This window comes from Dubosiella newyorkensis (assembly GCF_001945605.1).
In the GTDB taxonomy this organism is placed as follows: domain Bacteria; phylum Bacillota_I; class Bacilli_A; order Erysipelotrichales; family Erysipelotrichaceae; genus Dubosiella; species Dubosiella newyorkensis.
On record NZ_MPKA01000045.1, the window covers coordinates 14,861 to 39,244 of the forward strand.

Annotated in this window: 23 protein-coding genes; 9 read left to right on the forward strand and 14 right to left on the reverse strand. The window is 46.9% G+C overall.

What is annotated here, in order from left to right; translation table 11 throughout:
* Positions 1 to 181 precede the first annotated feature (181 nt).
* The 3 genes from BO225_RS02580 (at position 182) to thpR (ending at position 2,783) form a co-directional block, all read left to right on the forward strand.
* Positions 182 to 1,789: a putative manganese-dependent inorganic diphosphatase gene (locus tag BO225_RS02580; RefSeq protein ID WP_076340722.1), complete on the forward strand. Its 1,608-nt coding sequence runs from the start codon at positions 182 to 184 to the stop codon at positions 1,787 to 1,789.
* Positions 1,790 to 1,857: 68 nt separating this feature from the next.
* Positions 1,858 to 2,286 (forward strand): hypothetical protein, encoded by a 429-nt coding sequence (locus BO225_RS12285; RefSeq protein ID WP_076340723.1) that lies wholly within the window; start codon positions 1,858 to 1,860, stop codon positions 2,284 to 2,286.
* Complete coding sequence (gene thpR, locus BO225_RS02590) at positions 2,283 to 2,783, forward strand: RNA 2',3'-cyclic phosphodiesterase (RefSeq protein ID WP_076340724.1); 501 nt, start codon at positions 2,283 to 2,285, stop codon at positions 2,781 to 2,783. The genes BO225_RS12285 and thpR overlap by 4 nt, the downstream gene beginning before the upstream one ends.
* Here the strand turns inward: thpR and BO225_RS02595 are convergent.
* The 9 genes from BO225_RS02595 to BO225_RS02635 are packed head-to-tail and all read right to left on the reverse strand — an operon-like array spanning position 2,756 to position 11,968.
* Positions 2,756 to 3,061 (reverse strand): hypothetical protein, encoded by a 306-nt coding sequence (locus tag BO225_RS02595; RefSeq protein ID WP_076340725.1) that lies wholly within the window; start codon positions 3,059 to 3,061, stop codon positions 2,756 to 2,758. The genes thpR and BO225_RS02595 overlap by 28 nt on opposite strands.
* Positions 3,048 to 4,307, reverse strand: coding sequence for a galactokinase (locus tag BO225_RS02600; protein ID WP_076340726.1), 1,260 nt, complete (start codon positions 4,305 to 4,307; stop codon positions 3,048 to 3,050). The genes BO225_RS02595 and BO225_RS02600 overlap by 14 nt, the downstream gene beginning before the upstream one ends.
* A gap of 12 nt (positions 4,308 to 4,319) precedes the next feature.
* Entirely contained in the window at positions 4,320 to 5,228 is a 909-nt protein-coding gene (locus BO225_RS02605) for a DUF5131 family protein (protein ID WP_076340727.1), read from the reverse strand.
* Positions 5,221 to 6,288: an NAD(P)-dependent oxidoreductase gene (locus BO225_RS02610; protein WP_076340728.1), complete on the reverse strand. Its 1,068-nt coding sequence runs from the start codon at positions 6,286 to 6,288 to the stop codon at positions 5,221 to 5,223. The genes BO225_RS02605 and BO225_RS02610 overlap by 8 nt, the downstream gene beginning before the upstream one ends.
* Entirely contained in the window at positions 6,285 to 7,574 is a 1,290-nt protein-coding gene (gene hemL / locus BO225_RS02615) for a glutamate-1-semialdehyde 2,1-aminomutase (RefSeq protein WP_076340729.1), read from the reverse strand. The genes BO225_RS02610 and hemL overlap by 4 nt, the downstream gene beginning before the upstream one ends.
* The gene (hemB, locus tag BO225_RS02620) at positions 7,546 to 8,529 is read right to left on the reverse strand and encodes a porphobilinogen synthase (protein WP_076340730.1); all 984 of its coding nucleotides are present in this window, start codon (positions 8,527 to 8,529) and stop codon (positions 7,546 to 7,548) included. Before hemB ends, hemL begins: the two co-directional genes overlap by 29 nt.
* Positions 8,508 to 9,935, reverse strand: a complete 1,428-nt coding sequence (gene cobA, locus BO225_RS02625) for a uroporphyrinogen-III C-methyltransferase (protein WP_076340731.1) — start codon at positions 9,933 to 9,935, stop codon at positions 8,508 to 8,510. The genes hemB and cobA overlap by 22 nt, the downstream gene beginning before the upstream one ends.
* On the reverse strand, positions 9,928 to 10,800 hold the full coding sequence (gene hemC, locus BO225_RS02630) for a hydroxymethylbilane synthase (RefSeq protein ID WP_076340732.1): 873 nt from the start codon (positions 10,798 to 10,800) through the stop codon (positions 9,928 to 9,930). The genes cobA and hemC overlap by 8 nt, the downstream gene beginning before the upstream one ends.
* Entirely contained in the window at positions 10,790 to 11,968 is a 1,179-nt protein-coding gene (locus BO225_RS02635; protein WP_076340733.1) for an NAD(P)-dependent oxidoreductase, read from the reverse strand. The genes hemC and BO225_RS02635 overlap by 11 nt, the downstream gene beginning before the upstream one ends.
* A gap of 122 nt (positions 11,969 to 12,090) precedes the next feature.
* On the opposite strand from BO225_RS02635, the gene BO225_RS02640 reads away from it, so the two are divergent.
* On the forward strand, positions 12,091 to 12,390 hold the full coding sequence (locus tag BO225_RS02640) for a hypothetical protein (RefSeq protein ID WP_076340734.1): 300 nt from the start codon (positions 12,091 to 12,093) through the stop codon (positions 12,388 to 12,390).
* Between the two features lie 27 nt (positions 12,391 to 12,417).
* Here BO225_RS02640 and BO225_RS02645 read toward each other — a convergent pair whose 3' ends face one another.
* Positions 12,418 to 13,425 (reverse strand): hypothetical protein, encoded by a 1,008-nt coding sequence (locus tag BO225_RS02645; protein WP_076340735.1) that lies wholly within the window; start codon positions 13,423 to 13,425, stop codon positions 12,418 to 12,420.
* 99 nt (positions 13,426 to 13,524) lie between these two features.
* Here BO225_RS02645 and BO225_RS02650 point away from each other — a divergent pair, with 99 nt between their 5' ends.
* On the forward strand, positions 13,525 to 14,241 hold the full coding sequence (locus BO225_RS02650; protein WP_076340736.1) for an SDR family NAD(P)-dependent oxidoreductase: 717 nt from the start codon (positions 13,525 to 13,527) through the stop codon (positions 14,239 to 14,241).
* A 37-nt stretch (positions 14,242 to 14,278) separates the two neighbouring features.
* On the opposite strand, the gene BO225_RS02655 is transcribed toward BO225_RS02650, so the two are convergent.
* Positions 14,279 to 14,791: a hypothetical protein gene (locus BO225_RS02655; protein ID WP_076340737.1), complete on the reverse strand. Its 513-nt coding sequence runs from the start codon at positions 14,789 to 14,791 to the stop codon at positions 14,279 to 14,281.
* Positions 14,792 to 15,113: 322 nt separating this feature from the next.
* Here BO225_RS02655 and nrdD point away from each other — a divergent pair, with 322 nt between their 5' ends.
* A complete protein-coding gene (gene nrdD, locus BO225_RS02660; RefSeq protein ID WP_076340738.1) occupies positions 15,114 to 17,288 on the forward strand; it encodes an anaerobic ribonucleoside-triphosphate reductase in 2,175 nt (724 codons plus the stop codon).
* A gap of 32 nt (positions 17,289 to 17,320) precedes the next feature.
* Here the strand turns inward: nrdD and BO225_RS02665 are convergent, their stop codons facing one another.
* Entirely contained in the window at positions 17,321 to 18,622 is a 1,302-nt protein-coding gene (locus BO225_RS02665; RefSeq protein WP_076340739.1) for a hemolysin family protein, read from the reverse strand.
* A 91-nt stretch (positions 18,623 to 18,713) separates the two neighbouring features.
* On the opposite strand from BO225_RS02665, the gene nrdG reads away from it, so the two are divergent.
* Together nrdG and BO225_RS02675 are read left to right on the forward strand one after the other, a co-directional pair.
* Positions 18,714 to 19,241 carry an anaerobic ribonucleoside-triphosphate reductase activating protein gene (nrdG, locus tag BO225_RS02670; RefSeq protein WP_076340740.1) on the forward strand — a complete coding sequence of 176 codons (528 nt, stop codon included), beginning with the start codon at positions 18,714 to 18,716 and terminating at the stop codon, positions 19,239 to 19,241.
* 129 nt (positions 19,242 to 19,370) lie between these two features.
* Positions 19,371 to 20,069: a hypothetical protein gene (locus BO225_RS02675; protein WP_076340741.1), complete on the forward strand. Its 699-nt coding sequence runs from the start codon at positions 19,371 to 19,373 to the stop codon at positions 20,067 to 20,069.
* 55 nt (positions 20,070 to 20,124) lie between these two features.
* On the opposite strand, the gene BO225_RS02680 is transcribed toward BO225_RS02675, so the two are convergent.
* On the reverse strand, positions 20,125 to 21,087 hold the full coding sequence (locus BO225_RS02680) for a helix-turn-helix domain-containing protein (RefSeq protein WP_076340742.1): 963 nt from the start codon (positions 21,085 to 21,087) through the stop codon (positions 20,125 to 20,127).
* 319 nt (positions 21,088 to 21,406) lie between these two features.
* Here BO225_RS02680 and BO225_RS02685 point away from each other — a divergent pair, with 319 nt between their 5' ends.
* Entirely contained in the window at positions 21,407 to 21,766 is a 360-nt protein-coding gene (locus BO225_RS02685; RefSeq protein WP_076340743.1) for a YccF domain-containing protein, read from the forward strand.
* A gap of 29 nt (positions 21,767 to 21,795) precedes the next feature.
* Here the strand turns inward: BO225_RS02685 and BO225_RS02690 are convergent, their stop codons facing one another.
* Positions 21,796 to 24,384: a heavy metal translocating P-type ATPase gene (locus tag BO225_RS02690; RefSeq protein ID WP_076340744.1), complete on the reverse strand. Its 2,589-nt coding sequence runs from the start codon at positions 24,382 to 24,384 to the stop codon at positions 21,796 to 21,798.

The following is a 24,384-nucleotide window of genomic DNA, read 5'->3' on the forward strand; positions in this document are numbered from 1 at the left end:
TATACCGATCAATTTCATAATATATGTATTTATTAATTATAAGGTATTATCACCGGTTTATAAATGCTTTTTAAAATCCTATTTCTTATTTTTAGGACGAAATCTTTTATTTTTCCTGATCGCAATCATGTTTGTTTACCTAAACTGAAATGATATACTCAAGAAAGAAAGGACGAATGCCATGACAATCTATATTACAGGACACAAAAATCCCGATTCGGACTCGATCGTCGCATCGATCGCGTACGCCTATCTAAAAAATGAACTTGGAGAAGAAGCCATTCCCTGTCGATTAGGAAGCATTTCCCAAGAAACCGAATACTTGCTCAACCGCTTCGATTTTCCGACCCCGCAACTACTCGAAGACGCTCGATGTACGCTAGGCGAAATCGAACTCTTGCCAGCCACCCAGATCAGCCAAGACGCCACTCTCTTCGAAGCGCTGCAAACGATGAAACAAGCCAAACAGCCCTTCCTTGCCGTCCACGATCAAAACCACAAGATCATCGGCATGATCACCCGCAACGACATCGCCAATCTAGGTGTAGAAGACACCGCCTACGGCATCGAAATGCTCCAGCACACCAAACCAAGCGACCTCGTCAAGACCCTCAACGGAAAAGAGATCTACATCCCAGAACACCTACACCTGAATGGAAAAGTGAGCATCGTCGCCCTCTCGAGCCACCGCGCCCTCCGCTACCAAGTCCAAGAACGCATGGTCATCGTCTCCGACGATCCGATCGCCCAAAAAGAACTGATCGAAAAAGGCGCCGGCATGCTCATCCTCGTCTGGTGCGATTCGATCGAAAAAGACGTTCTAGAAGCCGCCAAACAACACGAGTGCGCCATTATCCTCTCAGGACACGGAAGTATGAACACCTCGCGCTACCTCTACTTCTCTTTGCCCGTCAGCGCCCTCATGTCCACCAAACTCATCACCTTCGAAAGAAGCGAATACGTCGAAGATGTCATCCGCAAAATGAGCCGCTATCGCTATCGATCGTATCCGATCGTATTCGAAGAACAACTTTGCGGCTACCTCGAAGCCGGAAAAATGCTGTATCCACCGACGAAGAACATGATCTTAGTCGATCATAACGAATTCAGCCAATCCGTAAAGAATATCGAAAAAGCAAGCGTCCTCGAAGTCATCGACCACCACCGCATCCACGACTTCACCTCCACACGCCCCGTCTACTTTCGAAACGAAACAGTAGGAAGCACCTGCACTATCGTGACCTCCCTCTTTTTCGAACACAACATCCCAATACCACGAAAACTCGCCGGCCTGCTTTTAGGCGCGATGATCTCCGACACCCTGAACTTCCAGTCGCCAACGACCACCCAAAAAGACATCGACCTCGCCCAACGCCTAGCCAACCTCGCCCACGAAACGATCGACGAACTCGCCTACGACATCTTCTTCTCCAACGACCTGTCTCAAAAAGATATCAACGACTTTTTGCAAGAAGATATGAAACACTTCGAAATCACGAACTACCAAGTCGCCATCGCCCAAAGCATCATCCCCCAAAGCTCCTTGCTCTCCATCCAAGAACAAGAGCTAAAAGAAAAAATGGAAGCCTACACCAAACGCAGCGGCATCGACCTCTACGTCTTCGCCCTCACCTCGATCTTAGAAAACGGAACCTACTTCTACATCAGCGGACCACTAGCCCAACAGCTCCAACAAAACCTAGACCAAACCCACTTCTTCCCAAACATCCTCTCCCGCAAAAAACAAATCGTCCCGCTGATCACGAACTGGATCCAAGAAGCCAACTAACCAAACACTGAGCATCAAACAAGCAATCTGCCAACAAAGAACTACAATAGTAGAAAGGAGGTACCCACATGGAACCAAACACAAACCCAATTAAAAAACCAAACCCGCAAGATACACTCGTCCACCTTTTAATGAAAGCCGGACATATCTTGCACCATCAAGATATGAAAAGCGAACAAGCCCAAGTGCTCTTCAAAACGCTAAGTCCCCAACAACAAGACCAACTCAAAGAAATGCTTGAAACGCTGCTCGCCGACTGGAAGAAAGAAGCCAAACCAAAACTACCAAAAACACCAAAAACACCACAACCAGCCAAACCCGTAACCGACACAAAACCACAAGCCGAAGAAAAACCACAACCAAAAGAAGAAGACAACACAAACAAAAAAACCAAAAAGAAAAAGAAGAAAAACAAAAAAGATAAAAAACACAAAAAGAAAAAAGACAAAAAGAAAAAAGACAAAAAAAATAAAACAACGAAAGAAGGCGCACAATGATGCGCCTCTTTATTGCCCTAGAACTCCCTATCGCCATTCAACAAACACTCGCCAACACCCAAAAACAACTCCAAAACAAAGGCGTCCAAGGACGACTCATCCCCCAAAATCAGCTCCACTGTACACTCGCCTTTATCGGAGAAACCAACCAAGCCAAACAAATCCAAACGATACTCGAAACAACCCCAACCCCCAAAGAAACCCTATGCCTTACCACACTTGGCCACTTCAAAAACCTCATCTACCAAAACCTAGAAGTCCCCGTCACCTTCTGCGAATACGTCAACACGCTCAAAACCAAACTCGCCCAACAAGGAATCAAGACCGACCCCAAACCATTCAAGCCCCACATCACCTTGATCCGAAACGCCAACACGACCCATATCACACTACCTACCCCAAAACTCTGCTTCCAAAACTACACCATCGTCCTCTACCAAAGCCAATTCACAAAAAAAGGCGTCGAATATCACGCCTTATGGAAAGCTTCCAAATAGGCTGGCGAACTTGTATCGCCAACCTTTTTAAATTCCTGCACCGCCAAAAACCAACAATGCCGCGCCTCCCTCTCCTTTTTTTCTTTCTCAAAGATCTTCGCCTCCATGCAATACACAAGCGCCAACATCCTAGAAGGCTCCCGGTCCTTCTCTAAAAGCTTCTTCGCGTCCTTCAAAACAAAACGCGCGCTCTTGCATTTGTTTTTCTCCAACAATTCCTCAGCATCCTTCATGCACCGGGAAATATAAGAAAACGTCCGCTGATTATAAAACTTCATCCAAACCCGTCACTTCCACACAACCAAAAGGACGTACATGCACCACCTTCGTGCTCCCCGCACCAAAAAAATGATCCATCTTTTCCTTAAAGTCCTCGATCGCCTCGTTTTTCACATACGCTTGGATCGTCCCATCCTCCCCTTCGCCATGGATCCGACACAAACCATTCCCCTTCAACACGCTTTGACAAAGCGCCAACGCCAGCCCCAAAGAAGGTATGCTTTTTTCCGCGCTTAAAGACGTCTGCGCCAACAAACTCACCAACGCCCCCTTATCCCTCTTCTCTAAAGCCTCGACCATATGCGGGATCCGCTCCACTTCCGAAAAAAAGTGCGCCGCCCGAATCAAAACCTCATCCTTGAATTCGCTCCGCAAATCCGGGATCGCCTCATAAAACGCACACACATCCACATCCCTAAGCGCTTCTTCCCCAAAATAAACAGCCAGCCCCTTCAACTCCTCTTGCGCCCGCTGCACATCCTTGATCAACGCCTGCTCATTCACATTCGTATTGACAAGACACAAACAAAACCCAAGATCCTTCAAAGTCCCCTCGATCTTTTGATAAGAAGGATGCTGTACATCCGCAAAATCCAAAGCCATCAAGCCACCAAGCGCGCAACCAAGCTGATCCTTCATGCTTCCAGGCTTACGATAATACACATTCTCCGCAAACTGGCCCGCCTTCGCCAAATCAAAAGCCGAAATCCTCCCCTCGTTGTATAACGAAGAAAGGATCGAAGCAATCAACACCTCAAAAGAAGCCAAAGCCGACAATCCCGCTCCCACGATCACATCACTCAAAATATACGCCTTAAAACCCCCCACCCGATAGCCTTTGCGCTTCAAGTATTCCACGATCCCACGCACGATGCCCACCAACGTTCGCGCCTCGTACATCCGCTTGATCGTATCGTTCGTATCCACCTGCTCCATATCAAAATCTTGCGAAACGATCTCAATGATCGAATCCTCGCTCTTGTTCACGATCGCGATCGTATCGAGATCGATCGAAGAAGCAAGGATCCTCCCATGCGAAATATCCGTATGCATCCCAGCCAGCTGACAACGAGAAGGCGATGAAAACAAAAAAACCTCCTCATCCCCATCATAAATCTGCGCATACGCATCTAACGCCCTCACATACCGATCCACTTGCGCATTTGGATCTTGATACAACCGACCCAAGATCCCATCCATCTCATGCGCTAAAAAGCGCTCCTTCAAACGCACCACCTGCTCCATCCTGCGCACCTTTTATCCTTTCATTTTCTCCACTTGCGCCCGCACCGAAGACGTACACACCCTACAATTCGAGCACCCATTACAAATCATCCGATTTCCGCACGAAAAACAATGCTCACGAAACGAAGGCACATACAAATCCGACTTCGGGATCTCAAGACCAAGAGAATCGAACAAACGCCATACGATCGGCTTCCCCTCCACATTCACATTCGCCCGATGTGCCATGATCGCCTGCAAGCCTTTATTCGGCATCCGATACACCTTGCCCTCCTTGACAAAACGCGTCCCCGTCTCGATAAAGACAAACCGAACATCCGCCTCTTGGCATTGCTTCGAAAGAAACTGCACCCACTCGAACCGACACTCTCTTTCGCCCCCATAATTCTCGCCCCCGCAAACGACCTGCTCGATCCAGCCCTCCTTCAAAAACGAAGAAAGATCGACCTCGCCAAGCATCGGCGTCACCATGACTCCCTTATGTTTAGCCGGGATCTCGCGCAAGATCTTCAAACGCTCCTCGGCACGCTTTTGATTCTCGCAAGCCACATTCAAAAACACATTCTCATACCCATCTTCCCAATCGTCTGGCAAGCATTCCATGATCCGATCCGCCCTTTTCGTCAACAAGAAAAAGATCACATCCCGCCGCCAAGAGATCATATCCCACGCCTCTTGGCGCCAAGGATCCGCCTCCTTTAAAAAGAAGTCCGACATCATGCACACCCGAAGCATCTCCCCGCTCTTGATCTTGAACGAACCATCCCGCTCCTTTTGTATAGGATAGTTGAACTTCGTCTTTACTTTATAAATATCCGACCCATGTTTGCCCCGCATCGCATCCAAATAATACATATAGCAGTTTTGACACCCTTCCGAATACTTTCGGCACCCATGCCACGGATTCCAAATATCATGCATCGACTTCCCTCAATCGATCCTGCACTATCTCAAGTTCAAACAAACACCAAAAAGGAACGACCACACGAAGCCCTTTCTTACGCGCTTTCTCGACCTTCCTCTTCAAATCTTGAACGTGCTTGCCTTCGAGCATGAACAAAGGCACCACCACGTTGATCTGATTCCGCTTCAAAGGCAAAGGATCCACACACTCGCACACTTGTCCCTTCTGCACAAAATGTTCGATCTTTTTTTGAAACGCGTGATCGCGAGTGGGATGAAGCACAAAGATCGCGTTCGCTTCATCAAAAGGCGCAACGATCCGCCTCCATAGCTTTTCGTCGAACAAAAGCGGCAAACACGATACAGGAAGCTTCAAACATTGATAATACAAATACCCCTCGAACAAAAACATCGGCTGCACGACAAGCGAGATCGAAAGCAAACGACAAACAGAAAACAACGCCTCGATTTTCTCCTCCATATAAAAAGCCGCCATATCTTCACGCAGATGGTGTTGAAGACAAGAAAGATCCATACTCGATTTGGCAAACAAAACCACGATCCCCTTTTTCTTGTCAAGAAGACGAACAAGCCAATCCAGCTGTTCTTTGGAAAGCTCCAACAAATATGCCAGCGCCTTCTTGTCCCCAATCAAATGAGGCCGCAACAAAGACAGATCCAAAAGCCTTCTTTCCCAATTCGCCCTAAATTCATTCTCTATCCAAGGATCGAAGGCGCGATAGAACATTGGAAAGGCACCCCTCGTGCTATAGGCGAGCGAAAAACGATCGAGATCGAGCGAATGCATCCGATGCAGGCTCGCCTTTTCATCCAAGTCGACACTTTGCGAAAATATCCGTCTTTCATTGACATACTCGACAAGAGCATGATTAAAATCCGGATCGGTCGTGCACGCCACCACAAGATCCATCCCCTCTACATCCGACCACTTAAAATCAAGATCTTTATAGACGACGCGCGCCCCTTCTCTTTCATAGCTTTGCGCGATCCGCTTTCCTTGTCTTCCCCATCCGACAATGAGCACGTTTCTTTCTTTCCAATCGAGCGAAACGATCATACGCGAAACTCTTCCATGACTTCTTTGAACGCTTGGATCGTCACATCCATATCGTTTTTCGTGAGCGCCGAAGAAATAAACATCGCCTCGAATTGACTAGGCGCCAATAAGATGCCTCGCTCTAGCATGCCTTTAAAATATTTTGCATACTTCTTCGTATCGCAACGTTGCACCTCTTTAAAATCATGCGGAACGGAATCCATAAAAAAGAGCGTCATCAAAGAATGGTTGCGCACAAGCGTGAAAGGAAGCCGATTGGCATCGAGGATCTTTTGAAAATGCGCTTGCAAATAAGCTCCTTTTTCCTCGATCAGATCATAGACCGCCGGATTGTGCTTTAAATAATCGAGCATCACCTTGCCTGCCTGCATCGCCAACGGATTGCCTGAAAGCGTCCCGGCCTGATACACCGGCCCGCTTGGTGAAACACAAGCCATGATCTCTTTCTTACCACCATAGGCCCCAACAGGAAAGCCCGCCCCGATGATCTTGCCAAAACAAGCGAGGTCCGGAACGATCCCATAATAGCCCGCCGCCCCTTCGTAGCTGATCCGAAAGCCTGTGATCACTTCATCAAAGATCAAGACGATCGAATGCTTCGTGCACAATTCTCTTAACCCCTCTAAAAAACCAGGCTCTGGCGAAACAACGCCCATATTGCCGCACACCGGCTCGACGATCAAGCCCGCGATCGCATCCGGATTGGCATCGATCAGCGCCTTGACAGAATCCAAGTCGTTATAGGTGGCCACCAACGTGTTTTTTACGACATCCTCCGGCACCCCTGGCGAAGTGGGCACGCCAAAAGTCAGAGCGCCCGATCCGCTTGAAACGAGCAAGCCATCGCTGTGGCCATGATAGCACCCTTCAAACTTGATGATCTTGTCTTTGCGCGTATAGCCTCGAGCAAGACGAATGGCCGACATCGTCGCTTCCGTGCCGGAATTGACCATCCGCACTTCGTCGACGCCAGGATACGCCTCCACGATCCGCTTGGCCACCTCGACCTCGATCCAGCTTGGAAGGCCATAGCTGATCCCATCTTTGATGTGAGCTTCGATCGCTTCATTGATGATATGCGCCCCATGGCCTAGAAGCATCGGTCCCCACGAAGCGATATAGTCGATATAGTGGCGTCCATCTTCCGCGAACAAATGCGCGCCTTGCGCTTTGCGAATAAAGATCGGATCGCATCCAACCGCCTGAAACGCGCGAACCGGCGAGTTGACTCCGCCAGGAATATATTGCTTAGCCTCTTCATAGAGGTCGTGATTGTTTTTGAGCATATTGTCTTTTCCCTTCCATTAGCGCGAAATAAGTAATGATCATGGAAGCGCCTGCCCGTTTGAAGGAGACGAGTGTTTCTTCGATCACCTCTTCTTTGAGCCAGCCATTCAAGATCGCCTGCATGAGCATCGAATATTCGCCACTGACATTGTAAACACAAAAAGGCACATCGAACCGTTCTTTGGCTGCCTGTAAAATATCTAAATAACACATGGCTGGCTTGATGATGATCGCATCCGCCCCTTCTTGAATGTCGGCTTCGATCTCGCGCAACGCTTCTTTCCCATTGGCTGGATCCATTTGATAGCTTTTTCGATCCGAAAAGCTTGGGGCCGAGTGGGCCGCGTCTCGAAACGGGCCATAAAACTGGCTCGCGTATTTGGCCGCGTAGGATAGGATCGGCACATCCGCGAATCCATTTTCATCCAGCACTTGGCGTATCGCTTCTACACGCCCATCCATCATGTCGCTAGGAGCGACCATATCCGCGCCCGCTTCCACATGCGAAAGGGCGATCTTGGCTAGATAGGTGAGCGTCGTATCGTTGAGCACGACTCCTTCTTCATCAAGGATCCCACAATGTCCATGATCGGTATATTCACACATGCATACATCGGTGATGACATACAATTCTGGATCGTAGGCTTTGATCGCCCGCACCGCTTTTTGAATGATCCCCTCTGGCGCGTAGGCTTGCGAGCCGCATGCGTCTTTATGAGCCGGGATCCCGAACAAAAGGCAAGCGCGCACCCCATACTTTTTCATTTCATCCAACAATGGCGGAAGCTGGTCGATCGAATATTGAAATTGGCCAGGCATGCTTTCGATCGGGGCGCAGATCCCTTCTCCTTCCTGCACGAAGATCGGATAGATCAAATCGTCCATCCGCACATGATTTTCCCGGACGAGGGCGCGGATCTCTTTATTTTTTCTTAGTCTTCTTCCTCTATACATTTTTTTCTCTTTACTCCTTTTACTGCTTCTACGATCGATTCATAGCTCGCTTCTTTAGCGCAAGAGACATTTGAATATCCGCGCGCTAAGAGCGCTTTTTCGCTTTGCGGACCGATCGCGATATAATAGCGGGCATTGATCTTATGCGTTTCGAGCACATCGACAGCCGCTTTGCTCGTACAGATCGCCACATCATAAAGGCTGGCGCGAGGCTGGATCGGCTTTTTCTTGTTCGAATACAAGACCACGATCTTCTCTTGGCCCCTAAAGCCTTTCACCCCTTCTAGATTCGAGGCGCTATGCGGGATCAAGATCTTAGAAGCGGGTAGCCGCTTTTTTAAAGAATCGACATTCCCTTCGCCGATACAGTCGGCATACAAACCATATTCTTGCAGAACTTGGGCGCTTTTTTCACCCACGAGAGCGAGCTTTGGCAATGTTCGAACATCGACCTTTTCGCAAGCCATCCACTCCATAAAGAAGCGGATCGCGCTAGGCGAAGTCAAGACGATCCAATCGTAGTCCACCAAATCGATGTCTTGCATATTTTCAAAATGGGGACATTGTTCAAAGGCGATGGGGGCGTCCACTTGGGCGCCAAGCTCTTGCAGTGTGGATGCCAGTTCGAGACGCGAAGATAGGCGCGGATAAAAGATCGAGAGCCCAGAGAGCTCTTGGCGAGAAAACCAATCGAGCGCTTGGCGTTTTTGAACGACTTCTCCTACTACGATCAAAAGGGGCGCTGTGATCGATTCGAGATCTTGCGTCAAGATCGTCGACATCCTTCCGCTTACTACACGCTGATCAAAACAGGTCGCATTCGAGATCAGGGCGATGGGCCGATCGCTTCCTCGTTTTAAATATTCATGCACGATTTCAGGAAGCGAGGAGCGCCCCATCAAAAAGACGACCGTATCGTTCGTGTTCGCCAATTCATCAAAGGGCAGATCGTTGCGTTTCTTTTCTTGCGTATAGGCGGTATAGACGCGAAAACCACGAGAGAGGCCGCGATACGTGATCGGGATGCCTGCATAGCTCAAGCCAGCGATGCAAGAGGAGATGCCAGGAACCACCTCGAATGGGATCCCTTTTTCATACAGGAATTCGCCTTCTTCCCCGCCTCTTCCAAACACGTAAGGATCGCCGCCCTTTAAGCGGACGATGCAGGAATACTCTTGAGCGAGCTGTTCTAACCATTCGTGGATCGTTTGCTGGCTTGTAGAGAGGCCATGGCCTTTTTTGCCGACATAAATTTTTCGGCAGGAGCAAGAGCACGCATCTAAGAGGCGTTCATCGAGCAAATGATCGTATAAAACACAATCGGCTTGTTCAATCAGCGCTTGGGCGCGCAAAGAAACGAGGCCTGGATCTCCACAGCCTACACCGACCAAGTATACTTTAGCCATTCCAATCTCCTTTCACGCTCAAAATCGCTTTGGCTAGAAGCCGGCCTGGATCCTTTTCTTGAAAGGTGTAGCGGCCGATCGAATCCGTATCGCCATAGACGATATCGAGCGTTTGTGTTTTTGGATCATAGAGCGCGCCAATCGGTGTATGGCAGGAGCCATCCATCGCTGTTAAGAATGCGCGTTCTATGCGTGCGCTTTGGTCTATCACCTCGTTTTTAAGCTTGGAAAACAGGGCGTAGAGTTCTTGATTTTCCGCTAACAGCTCGACGGCCAGCACGCCTTGTCCACATGCGCCTAAGCACTCTTCCTTCGTAAAGACTTGCGTGATGCGCTCTTCTAGGCCTAATCGTTTCAAGCCCGCGCTTGCGAGGACGAGCCCATCGTATTCGCCTTCGTCCAGTTTTTTCAGGCGGGTGAGCACGTTGCCGCGAATGTTTCGATAGACTAGATCGTTCCTAAGCGCTTTGAGCTGCAATTCTCGGCGCAAAGAGCCCGTTCCAATGATCGAGCCAGAGGGAAGATGATAAAAATCGGCTGAATTACTGATGAAGCAGTCGCTTGGATCGGCGCGAAGACAAAAAGGAGCCAAGCAGAACATAGGATCGAGCTGGCTAGGAAGATCTTTGAGAGAATGGACGGCAAGATCGATCTTTTTGTCTCGCAAGGCGTCTTCGATTTCTTGGGTGAACAAGCCTTTTTGACCAATTTCATGGAGCGGCTTATCTAGGATCTTGTCTCCTTTGGTGGAAAATGGCACGATTTCATAGCGGATGCTTGGATCCACGCTTTGCAGGAAGCGGCCAATTTCATGGCTTTGAGCGAGCGCGAGCTTGCTTGCTCTCGATCCGATTTTAAGATACATGGTATTCTTCCTCCTTTTCTTCCAAATCAAATAGCGCTTTGAGCATCGGGTGATAGTGTTCTTGATCGCCTTTCACGTTTTGAAGGGGTGTTTTAAGCAAGCGGAACAAGGCGGCTTGCACGCTTTGGGCAGCGAGGCGTTGTTCGCGTTCGTTCAAGTCGAGCTTGCGTCTTAAATAGAGGCTCGTGTCGTTGGCGATCGTGTCGATTTGTTCATGAAGCGTTTGGATCGTCTCTTTCGTATCTTGCCTCGTTTCCCATGCTTTGAACTCTTGAATAAAGTGTTCGATGCGCTCTTGGATGTATTCAAGATTTTCTTGGCGAAACGATAAATTGCGCTTGGAGAGGACGGCAAACGTATCGAGCGTATATATTTCTTGGTCTATGGCGCCAAGCAAGTTGCGTGGCGAAGATAGATCGAGAAGCATCGTCTCTTTGGATAGGGATCTTGTATCGAGCACGATATGGGGGGCGGAAGTGGCGGCGATGACGACATCGGCTTGTTGGGCGTATTGTTCTTTAGCCTCAAAAGGGATCGGGGCAAGTTCGATTCCTTCGCGCAAAAAACAAGAAATTTGTTCTTGGCGGCGCAAGGCGACATGGACGGTGGCGTTGGTGTTTTGTAAGTGGGCGACCACTTGCTGGGCGATCTTTCCACCTCCTAATACGAGGATCCTCCGTTTTCGAAGATCGCCTTTTCTTTTTTTGATTTCCTGCGCGGCTAGATAGCTTAAGGAAAGCGGGTGTTTGGAAAGCTGATAGTCGCGTCGGCACTCTTTGCCGCAACGGAGCGCTTCTTGAAAAATATGATGGAGCGCGGCATCGAAGTCATAGCTCAAGCAGGCGCGTTCATAGGCCATTTTGAATTGGTGGAGGATCTCATCTTCGCCAAAGATCTGCGAATGGAGTCCATTGACGACTTCGAGCAGATGGCGATACGCTTCTTGATCTTTGTAGGTGTAGATTTTGATCGGCAAGCCTTGGTAAGCTTGGACGATCCTATCAGGATCGATCGGTTTTTTTGAATAGATCTCGAAGCGATGGCATGTCTGCAAGATCAAGCAGGGCTGTCCGATATCTTGGGCAAGCAACATGCATTCTCTTTCGCTGTAATGAACTTGGTCACGTACGGATTGGTCGGCATCGATGCCAAAAACTTCAAATTCCATGGATCCTCCTTTTTCTTCTTTTCATTATAGTGTTTTTCTTGTTCATTTTCGACTTTGCCAATCATCTAGCATTCTTTTTTCTTCCGCCTATTTTATAATGGAGAAAACACGAGGTGAAATGTATGAAAAAAGAATATCGGATCAAGATCGAAGAGCGTGGCGTCAAGCTGCAACTTCTGCAAGGCGAAGAGGAAATGGATTATAAAACATTTCCGATCTATACGACGCAAGCCAATCCAGAAGATCCTAACGACTTGTCGAATTTTGTGATCCCCTTCGAGCTGCTCGCGCAAATGCAGATGCTCGACAAAACTGGTTTTACGTATCAAGGAATCGACACTCCATTCGATACGAGCATGCCTAGCGATACAGGCGATGATATGAACGATATGGATCATAATGCCAACGACAACGACCAATAAAGAAAAAAAGGCGATGCGCTCGCCTTTTTATATTGCTCCGATCGTTTTTAAATATTCCATTTCTTCTTGGTCTTTTTGAATACGACCTTTGACCTCGTTTTCATAGCGGACCGCTTCTTCTTTGGCGTTTTCCATCTCCTCGATGCTTCCCTCGTTGTCGATGGTCGATTTGAGCTTGGCGCGATACGTGTTGAATTGGTCGCATTCGCTCGGATACGCTTTCTCAGGACACGCGTGCTTCTTGAGATAGTTGTTCATCTCTTCTTGCACATCGAGATAGTGCGTCAAGGCGTAAAGATCGATCGTATTGACGACATCCGAAAAATCGTACTCATTGAAATCATTTTTATACGTATAGAAGGAAAGAGTGTAGGTCACCCCTTCGATCGGGACTAAAAAGGTTTGGCCGACAAGATCGCCAGAAAGCAATCCATTGCCTTTCTTAGTGTGGATATTATAAGAGACGAGCTTGCTTTCGCGGCCATTGACATACCGGTCTTCATCGATGATATCTAAGATAGTCGCGTTGATCCCGAGTTGTTTTTGGACCTCTTGTGTCAAAAGCGATTCGAGATTTTTGATCGTTTCTCCTTCTTCCTTAGATGCGACAAGCACTGGGACGGATTGGGAAGCGACCGGATAATAATAGAGGCTTCCTTCTTTTTCTTCAGAATGGAGCGCTGGATCGAGCCGGAAGCTCATGTCTTGGAATGTGTTGACCTTGCTTCCGGAAAGCGGTTTGAATTCTTTAAGGAGCGAAGGAATATCGCTCTCTCCTGGCAGCGATAGATAGCCAAAGATCCCCGCTAGAACAAGACAGAACACAGGGATCCCGATCAGCGCGTTGGCGTTGTAGTGGTGTTTTTTAAGAAAGATACGGATGGGCGGAAATACGATCAATGCGGCAAGCAGCACAAATGGCGCCGAAGCATAAAAAGATTGATAGACTAAATATCCAGATCCCCCAAATAAAAGGATCGATACGAGCCAATAAGGCCATTGTGGGGCTTTTTTTGTTTTACGAATAACACGCATGCGCACTTCCTCCTATACAAAAGCATACACTATCGTGTCAAGATAGACGTATGCTTTCGCCTCTTGTGGTAGTATGAAAGCATCAAGGAGAATGGTATTATGCGATTTAAAGACAAAGTCGTCATCGTCACTGGCGGTGCGAGCGGAATTGGTAAACGGTTAAAAGAGCGCTTCGAAGAAGAAGGCGCTCATGTTTGTGTGTTCGATATTTTGCCGAACGATTTTTTTCAAGGCACTCTTTCCAATCAAAAAATGATGGACGCGTTCATTAAAAAGGTGCTTTCCAAATACGATCATGTGGATGTTTTGATCAACAACGCCCCTCCAGTCATGCAAGGGATCAAGGAAGGAAGTTATGAAGGCTTCAATCACGCCCTTCTTGTCGGGATCAGCGCGCCCTTCTATTTAAGTCAGCAATTGATGGATCATTTTGCCTTGGGGGCTTCGATCATCAATATCACCTCGACTCGGGATGCGATGTCGATGGAGGAGAGCGAAAGCTATGCGGCTGCCAAAGGGGGCTTGATGGCGCTTACCCACGCGATGGCGATTTCTTTGGCAAGAAGAGTGCGTGTCAATGCGATCGCGCCTGGTTGGATCGATACCAAGAACGAAGAGCACTCGGCTGCAGATCGGCTGCAGCAGCCAGTGGGCCGGATCGGCACGTGCGATGATGTATGCGAGCTGGCGATGTTTTTGGCAAGCGATGCGGCTGGCTTTATCACGGGCGAAGAGATCGTTCTCGATGGAGGTATGAGTCGTTTGATGGTGTATCATGGCGAGCATGGCTGGACGTTCCAGAGCGAAGAAGAATAGGAAAGAAAAAAGCTGAAACGAACTTGTTTCAGCTATTTCATTGGGTTTGATGGTTTTGAAGCGAGAGTAGATTTCGGTTCATATACGCGCTGAGCATTCTTAAATATGAGAAGAGATCGTTGTATTCTTGAATGTTGATCTCTCCATCTACACTGACCGCAGCTAAGCCAAGCGTCTCATAGACTTCATAGAGCGCGGTAGCCGCCAAGGAGATCTTTCCATATTTTGAAAAAAGGTGGTTGTCGGCTTGAACGAACACTTGCAGCGTATAGGAAATGGTCGTCGCAAAATGTTCTAGATCGGTTTCAGCCATAAAAGCTTCCATTTCTTCATCGCTGAAGCGAAAGCCTAGGGAATCATATAAAAACCCTCTTTCTTCTGGATGGATCTTTAAGTCAGAAAAAGATAAGTGCATAATGAACACCATCCACTCTGTCTTTAGAAGCGTCTTTAATGGATAGTTGAGATGAAGTTTAGCCCCCAATGTTTTTTCGACTTCATCGCATATCTCATACATGCATTCAAGCGATTCTTTTAGATCTTGATCCATAACTTTCTCCTTCATGCACGTTTTTAATTATACCCTAAAACGTTTAAAAGCTAAACAAGAACATACAAATTTAGTAGATTTTTCTTATTCAGATTTTCTGTTTTTAATATTTATTTCATCCATTTTGTTTGGTATGATTAAAGAGAAGCGATCAAAATCACAGAATACGATAGGTAAAGGCGATTCCATCAGGAGTCAAAAATTTCTGAGTGTCAAGACTATCATTCCAAATATTTCTATGTATACTACTAAGTGCATAGAGGAAATAGTTGAAGCGTCAACTATTTCCAAAAACTATAAAAATCAAAGGAGCAGAGCAAACATGAACGTAATTAAACGAAGTGGCGAAGAAGTCAATTTTGATGTTCAAAAAATAGAAAACGCGATCCGCAAAGCGAGCAAGGCGACCGCGCACGATCAAATGAGCGAAGAGCAGATTTTGCAAGCCTCCAAGACCGTCGCAGATAAATGTGTCCAATTGAAGCGTTCTCCTAACGTCGAGGAGATCCAAGATATGGTGGAAACAGAAATCATGGCCCGCGGTTTTTTCGCGGTCGCTCACAACTACATCACGTATCGTTATGAGCGCGCCCTTGTCAGAAAAGCCAATTCGACCGACCAGCAGATCTTGTCCCTTCTTGAGCGGAACAACGAAGAAGTCAAGCAAGAAAACTCGAACAAGAATCCGCTTGTCAACAGCGTGCAGCGCGATTATATGGCCGGCGAGGTCTCAAAAGACATCACAAAACGTTTCTTATTGCCGCAAGAAGTCATGGAAGCGCACGACCAAGGGATCATTCACTTCCACGATTCGGACTATTTCGCCCAGCATATGCACAATTGCTGTTTGGTCAATCTAGAAGACATGCTCCAAAATGGAACGGTCATTTCGGAGACGATGATCGAAAAGCCACATAGTTTTTCAACAGCGTGCAACGTGGCGACGCAAATCATCGCGCAAGTGGCCAGCAGCCAATACGGGGGCCAGAGCATCACGCTTTCGCATCTAGCGCCCTTTGTAGAAGTCTCTCGTCAAAAAGCGCGCAAAGAAGTCCGCGAGGAAATGGATGCGCTCGATATTCCATACACGGAAGAAAAGGCGAATGAAATGGCGGAAATGCGCGTCCATCGCGAGATCGAAAAAGGCGTGCAGATGATCCAATACCAAGTCATCACATTGATGACGACCAATGGCCAAGCGCCATTCGTGACCGTTTTCATGTATTTGAACGAGGTTTCGGACCCTCAAGAGCGTCATGATCTCGCTTTGATCATCGAAGAAATGCTCAAACAGCGTATTCAAGGCGTCAAAAACGAGAAGGGCGTCTATATCACGCCAGCCTTCCCAAAACTGATCTATGTGTTAGAGGAAAACAACGTCAAGCCAGACAGTCCTTATTATTATTTGACAGAGCTTGCCGCCAAATGCACCGCGAAACGTATGGTTCCTGACTACATTTCAGAAAAGCTCATGCTTTCTCTCAAAATCGACACGAAAGGCGAAGGCCATTGTTATCCATGCATGGGATGCCGTTCCTTCTTGACGACCTATCGCGATGAAAACGATCAACCAAAGTATTATGGACGATTCAACCAAGGCGTCGTGACTTTGAATCTTGTCGATGTCGCTTGTTCTTCTAAAGGCGATCTCGACACGTTCTGGAAAATCATGGACGAGCGTCTCGCCTTGTGTTATAAAGCGCTCATGTGCCGTCATAATCGTCTTCTTGGCACGCCAAGCGATGTGGCGCCGATCTTATGGCAAGATGGGGCTCTTGCTCGTTTGAAAAAAGGCGAGCCGATCGATAAATTGCTTTTTGGCGGCTATTCGACCATTTCTCTTGGCTATGCCGGCTTATGTGAATGCGTCACGTACATGACAGGGCATCCGCACACCGAAAAAGAAGGCACAGAATTCGGCTTACAAGTCATGCAGTATTTGAATGACGCGTGCGCGAAGTGGCGCCAAGAAACAAATATCGACTTTTCATTATATGGAACGCCGATGGAATCAACGACTTACAAATTCGCGAAAAAGCTGCAAGACCGCTTTGGCATCATTCCAGGTGTCACAGATCGCAACTATATCACGAACAGCTATCACGTGCACGTCACTGAAGAGATCAACGCCTTTGATAAATTGACGTTCGAATCGCAATTCCAAAAGCTTTCCCCAGGAGGCGCGATCAGCTACGTCGAGGTGCCAAATATGGAAAACAACATTCCTGCGGTACTCGCTTTGATCCATCACATTTATGAAAATATCATGTATGCCGAGCTCAACACGAAGAGCGACTATTGTCAAGAATGCGGCTATACAGGCGAGATCCAGATCGTAGAGGATGAAAACCATAAGCTTATTTGGGAGTGCCCAAATTGCCACAACCACGATCAAGAAAAGATGAATGTGGCGCGCAGAACGTGCGGCTATATCGGAACCCAATTCTGGAACCAAGGACGGACCCAAGAAATCAAAGAGCGCGTCATGCATCTATAAAACGAAAGCGAGGCCAACGACCTCGCTTTTTCTTATTCTTTGATTTTGATGATCGTCGCGAATTTGACTTCGTGATTCTCGATTTGGAAGACGTCGAACTGCAAGTTTTTGATCACAAAGCTGCATCGCTCTCCATCTTCTGGTACGCGTCTAAGTTGCTGATACATCATTCCGTTGAAGGAGTCGTTGTCATTTTCATCCAAGTCGACTCCCGTGATTTCGCTGATCGCATCCAGCGGCACATTGCCAAGCACTTTCCAGCGATCGATGCCAGCTGGCAAAATACGTGGGCTTTCTTCTTCATTAAAATCGCCGACGAGTTCTTCGACAAGATCGTTCATGGTCACCACGCCAGATACGCCGCCATACTCATCCAAAACGACCACCAACTTCTGCTTGTCTTTTTTCATTGTTTTGAATAGAACATCGGCTTTCATGTTTTCGGGTACAAAATAAGGCTTACGGACCGCGCGCTTCCATACGTTTTCTTTGGAGCCATCCTTCAAGCGGAAATAATCTTTCGCATTGAGAATGCCTACGATCGAATCTTTTGTTTCTTTAAAGATCGGAAACTGGGAGCGTTTGCTTTCTAAGATCGTCTTGTCCCACACTTCGATGGGATCTTTGGCATCGAGCATGGTGACATCTTTTCGATGCGTCATGATGCTTTCGATCGCCAAATCGTCAAATTCGAACACATTTTGGATCCACGTGTTTTCTTCTTGATCGATCGTTCCTTTCAAGCTTCCAGCTTCTGCCATCAAGCGGATCTCTTCTTCGCTAAGCTCTGTATCATCTTCCTGATTTGGGTCGATCCCACAAAGTCTTAGCACTCCATTGCACGAGATCGTTAATAAGCTCACTAGAGGAGCGAATAGCTTAGAAATCGTCGAAATCAAGCCAGAAACAGAAAGCGCCATCGTTTCTTTTTTACGCATCGCGATCTGTTTTGGAACAAGCTCTCCAAAAACGAGCGTGAAATACGACAAAATGATCGTGATCAATACGACAGAAATCGTATTCAAGATCGAAGGCGAGATCCCTACGCCAAGTTTTACGAGTCCATCGACAAGATAGCCAGCAAAGTTATCGGCGGCAAAGGCGCTGCCTAAAAAGCCCGACAGAGTGATGGCGACTTGGATCGTGGCCAAGAAGCGCGAAGGATCTTTGATCAGCTTCAATAAACGAGCCGCCTTGCCATTTCCTTGTTCTGCCATCTTTTCGATCTTGTTTTCGTTGACGGAAATGACGGCGATTTCGGCGCAGGCAAACAAAGCGTTCAAAGCGATCAAAGCCACTTGTAAAAGAAGCATCCATAAAATTGTTGAATCCATATTACCTCACTTTTTTGAGGCAAGTATATCAAAATCAGTTCTAGAGAAAAATCGAATTGCTTGTTAGAATAAAGAAGAAAGAAGGTAGCTCATGAATTATGGAACGATCAAAAAATACGATATAGCCAATGGCCTTGGCGTGCGGACGACTTTGTTCGTCTCCGGGTGCACGAACCATTGTCCTGGCTGTTTTCAAAAAGAAACTTGGGATTTTGACTATGGAAAGCCCTACACGAAAAAGACAGAGCAAGAGATCCTCGACTCTCTCGATCACGAGTACATCGATGGTTTGACCCTTCTTGGAGGCGAGCCTTTCGAGTTTTCGAACCAGGAAGCCTTGATCCGCCTGCTTAGAAAAGTCAAAGAACGTTTTCCAACCAAATCGATTTGGTGCTATACAGGCTTCGTGCTCGATCAAGATTTGCTCTTAGGCGGTAAACGACATGGCCCATATACCGAAGAAATGCTTTCGTATCTCAATGTGCTTGTCGATGGTCCTTTTCAGGAAGAACGCAAGAATATCATGCTCAAGTTTCGGGGTAGCGAAAACCAGCGGATCATCGATGTTCCGGCTTCCCTCGCAAAACAAGAAATCGTCCTTTTGGAAGACTTAATGTAACCGTTCACACTTCGTAAACAAAACCATCAAATCGATGGTTTTTGTTTTTAAGAAATAAACATTTTTTTGACAACCCCCGTTCTATCGTGTATAGTGTTTCCTTGTGAAATAAAAAAGGAGGAAACAACCATGATGAAACAGTTGTTTGCGAGCGTTTTATTAGGGGGATTAAGCGCAATCAGCACACCGGAAATAACACTCAACAAAGTGCATGATCCGATCTATGAACAAGCCAATCTTCGTTTTGAAAAGTACTTTTTTGAACCAACACAAGAAACGGCCTATCTTATAGAAGATGCGAAAGGCAAAGATATACCAGAAGAGAGCGGGATCGATCAGATTTCCTTCTCAAAATACGATGCCGTAGAACTAAGCGGCATCAACAACTACGACTATTGGAAAGTCGAAGTGGATGGAAAAACATATTATCTCGAGAAAGATTCGATCACGCTCGATGAAGAAGTCATCCAAGACATGAAAGAACAAGAAGAAGCAAAAAGACAAGAACAATTAAAAACCAATTGGAACGGCCCAGTCCTTTCACCAAGCGCTGGAACGATCGTCGGGCCTTCTGGAAAAGAAACCTATTATAATTTACCGATGGAAGGCGTTGTCTCGATCATGCGCGGCATGGGCAACAACGATCCTTATTGGGTTAGGGAAGATGGCGTCAAAATGCTTGGCGATTATGTGATGGTCGCCGCCCATCTTGGCTTGCATCCTCGCGGATCGATCGTCGATTCTTCGCTTGGAAAAGCGATCGTCTGCGATACAGGAGGATTTGCTCATTCAAATCCAAATCAGCTCGATATCGCGACGGCTTGGTAAAATACACCTATATATATTAAATGTCCTGAAGCGTACGCACAGGACATTTTTTTGATTATTTTTTCTCGAGACTTCCTTTGAACAAGATCGTGATCGCCGCAAAGAGAACACCTCCTACCGCAAAGACGATCCATGTGTGATCCCAATCGTTGGTGGTAAAGCTCCACGCTAAATAAATGGCTGTGACAATGCACCAATAGGCGCCAGGCAAGTAGCTATACTTCTTATTGAACTGCTTGTTTTTGATGGAATATTCACCTTGATTGAGAAGCGCTTCATACGTTTCTTTCATGGTGCCATTATATATAAAGATGAATACGCCGCAAGCGACAAAAAACAGAAGGATGCTCAATCCTACAAACACATACTGTTCGCTGATCATGATCGAAACAAACAATGGAATGACGCTTAAAATACAAATCGTAACGCCGGTCATCGTCCAAAGGGCAGATTTCGACTGCATCGTTTCCAAACGCTCTTGGACCCAATTTCTTGTAGTATTCGATAAACGGACAGGTTCTTTTTCGATCCATTCATACTTTTCTAAGCGGCTTCCAAAATAGACGCAAATCGCCACTCCAATACTGACAAGGATCAAAAGAACGATCAATCCGATCATGCCGGCTTGATCTTCGCTTTTAAATACATCATGAAAAAAGCCAAGCGAATATCCGCCTCCACACACGAACAGCGCGATCGGGGATACGATAAACAAGAAAACAGCAATGGCGATATAGAGGCGGCTTTTTTCTTTTAAGTTCACGAGCGCTTCTACTTCTGTTTGGGGCATTAGACGCGCTACATGTTCTTCGGGTTCGATCCGATCTTCTTGCAGTAAAGAATCGATGCTTACGTGAAAGATTTCCGATAAGCGTACGATCTTGTCAAGATCGGGAGTCGAAGCGTTTAATTCCCACTTCGATACCGATTGTCTTGATACATCGAGTAAAGAAGCTAGCTCTTCTTGCGAGTATCCTTCTTTCTTTCTAAGTTCAATGATTTTTTCTCCTAAATTCATAGTTGAATCTCCTTTTCTTGCGTTTATCTTTCCATATTCGCTCTCTATCAACTACCAAGCGCGCTTAGAAAGTGCGCAACTGGTTGTTGCGTTTTAAGAAAATCTTTCTTTTTGTGTCTAATTATTCTTAATTATATCGGATTATCGTATGAAATATGATAAAACCATTCAAAAAAGTTTGTATTTCTTTCTTATTTCATCTTTTTCCAAACGACTGGACCATGGATTTATATTTACAACAAAAAAGAAAGGAGGTTCAACAATATACTGGCATCCTGCGATCCATGCTTGTAGAATAAGTGGATAGTCAGGAGGTCGTATGTCTATTTTAGGAAATATTATTTGGTTTTTGTTTGGAGGATTTTTGCTTGCGATTTCTTGGTATTTCATCGGGATCCTTTGGTGTATCACGATTATTGGCATTCCGATTGGTACGCAGTGCTTTAAATTCGGAACGCTGATGTTGTGGCCGTTTGGCAAACAGATCGTCTATTCTACATCGACGGTTAGTTTTCTTGTCAACGTATTGTGGCTTCTTTTTGGCGGATTCGCCCTGGCGATCGAGACCATTGGATGCGGTATTATCTTGTGTGTTACGATCATTGGCATTCCCTTTGGCTTGCAGTGCTTCAAATTCGCCAAGCTTGCCTTGATGCCCTTTGGAGCTCGAATCGTTTAAAAAAAGGAGATCGCGGGATCTCCTTTTCCTTATTGGATCGATACGGGCTCATAACCCGCGTTTTTGACAGCATCCATCAAGACTTGGTTTTCGACAGGCGCCTCCAATGTGATGCGGGCTTCTTTTTTGTCGAGATCGACCACGGCTTTCTTGACACCCGATACTTCATCTAGAGCCTTTTCCACATGGGCTTTGCAGTGGTTGCACGACATTCCATTGACTTTCATGATTTTTTCCATTGTTTTTTCCTCCTTGTGTTCTTCGATACCTACAGTATAGTCTTCTGTATACTGGATCTTCGCTTTTGTCGCTTCTTTCTTTTCTTGCACGCTTTCTTGGCTTGGTTTAAAGAAACGCAATCGCAAAGCGTTCAATACGACGCATACACTCGATAAAGACATGGCAGCGCTGCCGATCATTGGCGACAACAAAATTCCCCACAGTGGATAGAACACGCCAGCTGCCACCGGAATTCCCAATACATTGTAGAAGAACGCCCAAAACAAATTCATCTTAATGTTTTTGATGACTTTGTCTGAAAGTTCATAGGCCGTATTGACATCCATCAAGTTGTCTTTCATCAATACGATGTCGGCTGAATCGATCGCAATATCGGTTCCGGCGCCGATCGCGATCCCTACGTTGGCTCGAGCGAGCGCAGGGGCGTCATTGATCCCATCCCCAACCATCGCGACAAACTTGCCATCGTCTTGGAAGCGGCGCACGACGCTTTCCTTTTGGGTCGGCAAAACGTCCGCGATCACTTCATCGACCTGGATATCTTGGGCGATCGCATTGGCGGTCTTGATATTGTCGCCTGTGAGCATGACCACGTAGATTCCTTTTTCTTTAAAGGCGCGTATCGCTTGGATCGAGCTTTGGCGGATCGTATCCGCTACACCGATAATGCCAAGCACCTTGTCTTCGCAGGCAAAAAGCAGTGGCGTCTGTCCTTGATCGGCGAGCTTATGAATATAGTCTTTGATCGGCTTAGATAAGAAGATCTTTTCTTCTTCCATCAATTTTTGATTGCCGGCCACATATTCTTTTCCTTCCAGCTTTGCTTTTAAGCCTTTGCCCGACAAAGCAACATAGTTTTCGAGTCCATCGAGAACGAGGTTTCGAGCTTTGGCTTCGAGCACGATCGCTTTGGCAAGAGGGTGTTCGCTTCCCGTTTCAATCGAAGCGGCCAGTCGCAAAAAGGAGTCTTCATCATACTTTGGATCGAAGACGACAATATCGTGAATGCTTGGATTTCCGGAAGTGATCGTTCCTGTTTTATCCAAAACGATCATATCGACTTTATGCATCGTCTCTAGGCTTTCGGCTGATTTGATCAAGATTCCATTTTCGGCCGCTTTTCCTGTGCCGACCATGACAGCGACAGGTGTCGCTAAACCTAAGGCGCATGGACACGAGATAACAAGCACACTGATCGCGTTCGATAAGGCGAATTCAAAGCTTGTGCCGCTTACAAGCCAGACGATGAATGTCACAAGAGCGATCCCGATCACGATCGGAACAAAGATGCCAGAGACTTTGTCGGCTAAGCGGGCGATAGGCGCTTTTGTGTTCCCGGCTTCATCGACTAAGCGAATGATCTGAGCGAGGGTCGTATCGTCGCCCACTTTCGTGGCGCGAAACTGAAAGGTTCCATTCACGTTCATGGTGGCGGAAATGATCGGATCGCCTTCTTCTTTTTCGACTGGTATGCTTTCTCCGGTAATGGCGGCCTGGTCGACATAGCCATGGCCAGAGATCACGATCCCATCGACTGGAATGCGCTGTCCAGGACGAATCAGGACGATATCGCCCGCCATGACATCTTCGGCATTCACTTGCACTTCTTGACCATTGCGGATGACGGTCGCGTTTTTCGGGGCAAGATCGACCAGTTTTCCTAGGGCGTCGCTTGTTTTTGATTTGGAGCGCGCTTCTAAGTATTTGCCTAAAGAAACGAGTGTCACGATCATGGCAGCTGATTCAAAATACATTGAATGCATGGCGCCATGGACCATTTCCATATCACCAAAGCCAAAGCCATACGCCATTTTATACATGGCATACAGCCCATAGCCAAAGGCGGCGCTCGCCCCTAAGGCGACAAGCGAATCCATGTTGGGCGCCTTTTTAAAGAGCGCTTTCCAGCCATGGATAAAGAAGGAGCGCTGAAAGAATAAGATCATCATGGTCAATACGAGCTGCGTGATCGCAGAGATCATGCCCCATTCCATGCCTTGCCAGAACGGGAGACCCATCATAGGTCCCATGGCGACGATCATCAGCGGAACAAGAAGGATCAAAGAATAGACAAGGTTTGATTTTTTTTCTTTTTGTTCTTCTTCCATGCGTTTTTGGCGTCGGTCCCATTCTTCCTGCATCGAATTTTTGGACGCTGTGTTTCCTTGTTCTTTTAGGGTGGCGCCATAGCCGATCGCATCCACGGCAGCCATGATCTGGCTAGGGTTCGTTTCTTCGTCGTTGTAGTCGACTTTCATCGTATTGTTGAGCAGCGAAACATCGACATGTTCGACGCCAGGCACTTTTTTGACGGCTCGTTCGACATTGGCGGAACACGAAGCGCACGTCATGCCGGAAACATCAAATTGTTTTTCCAT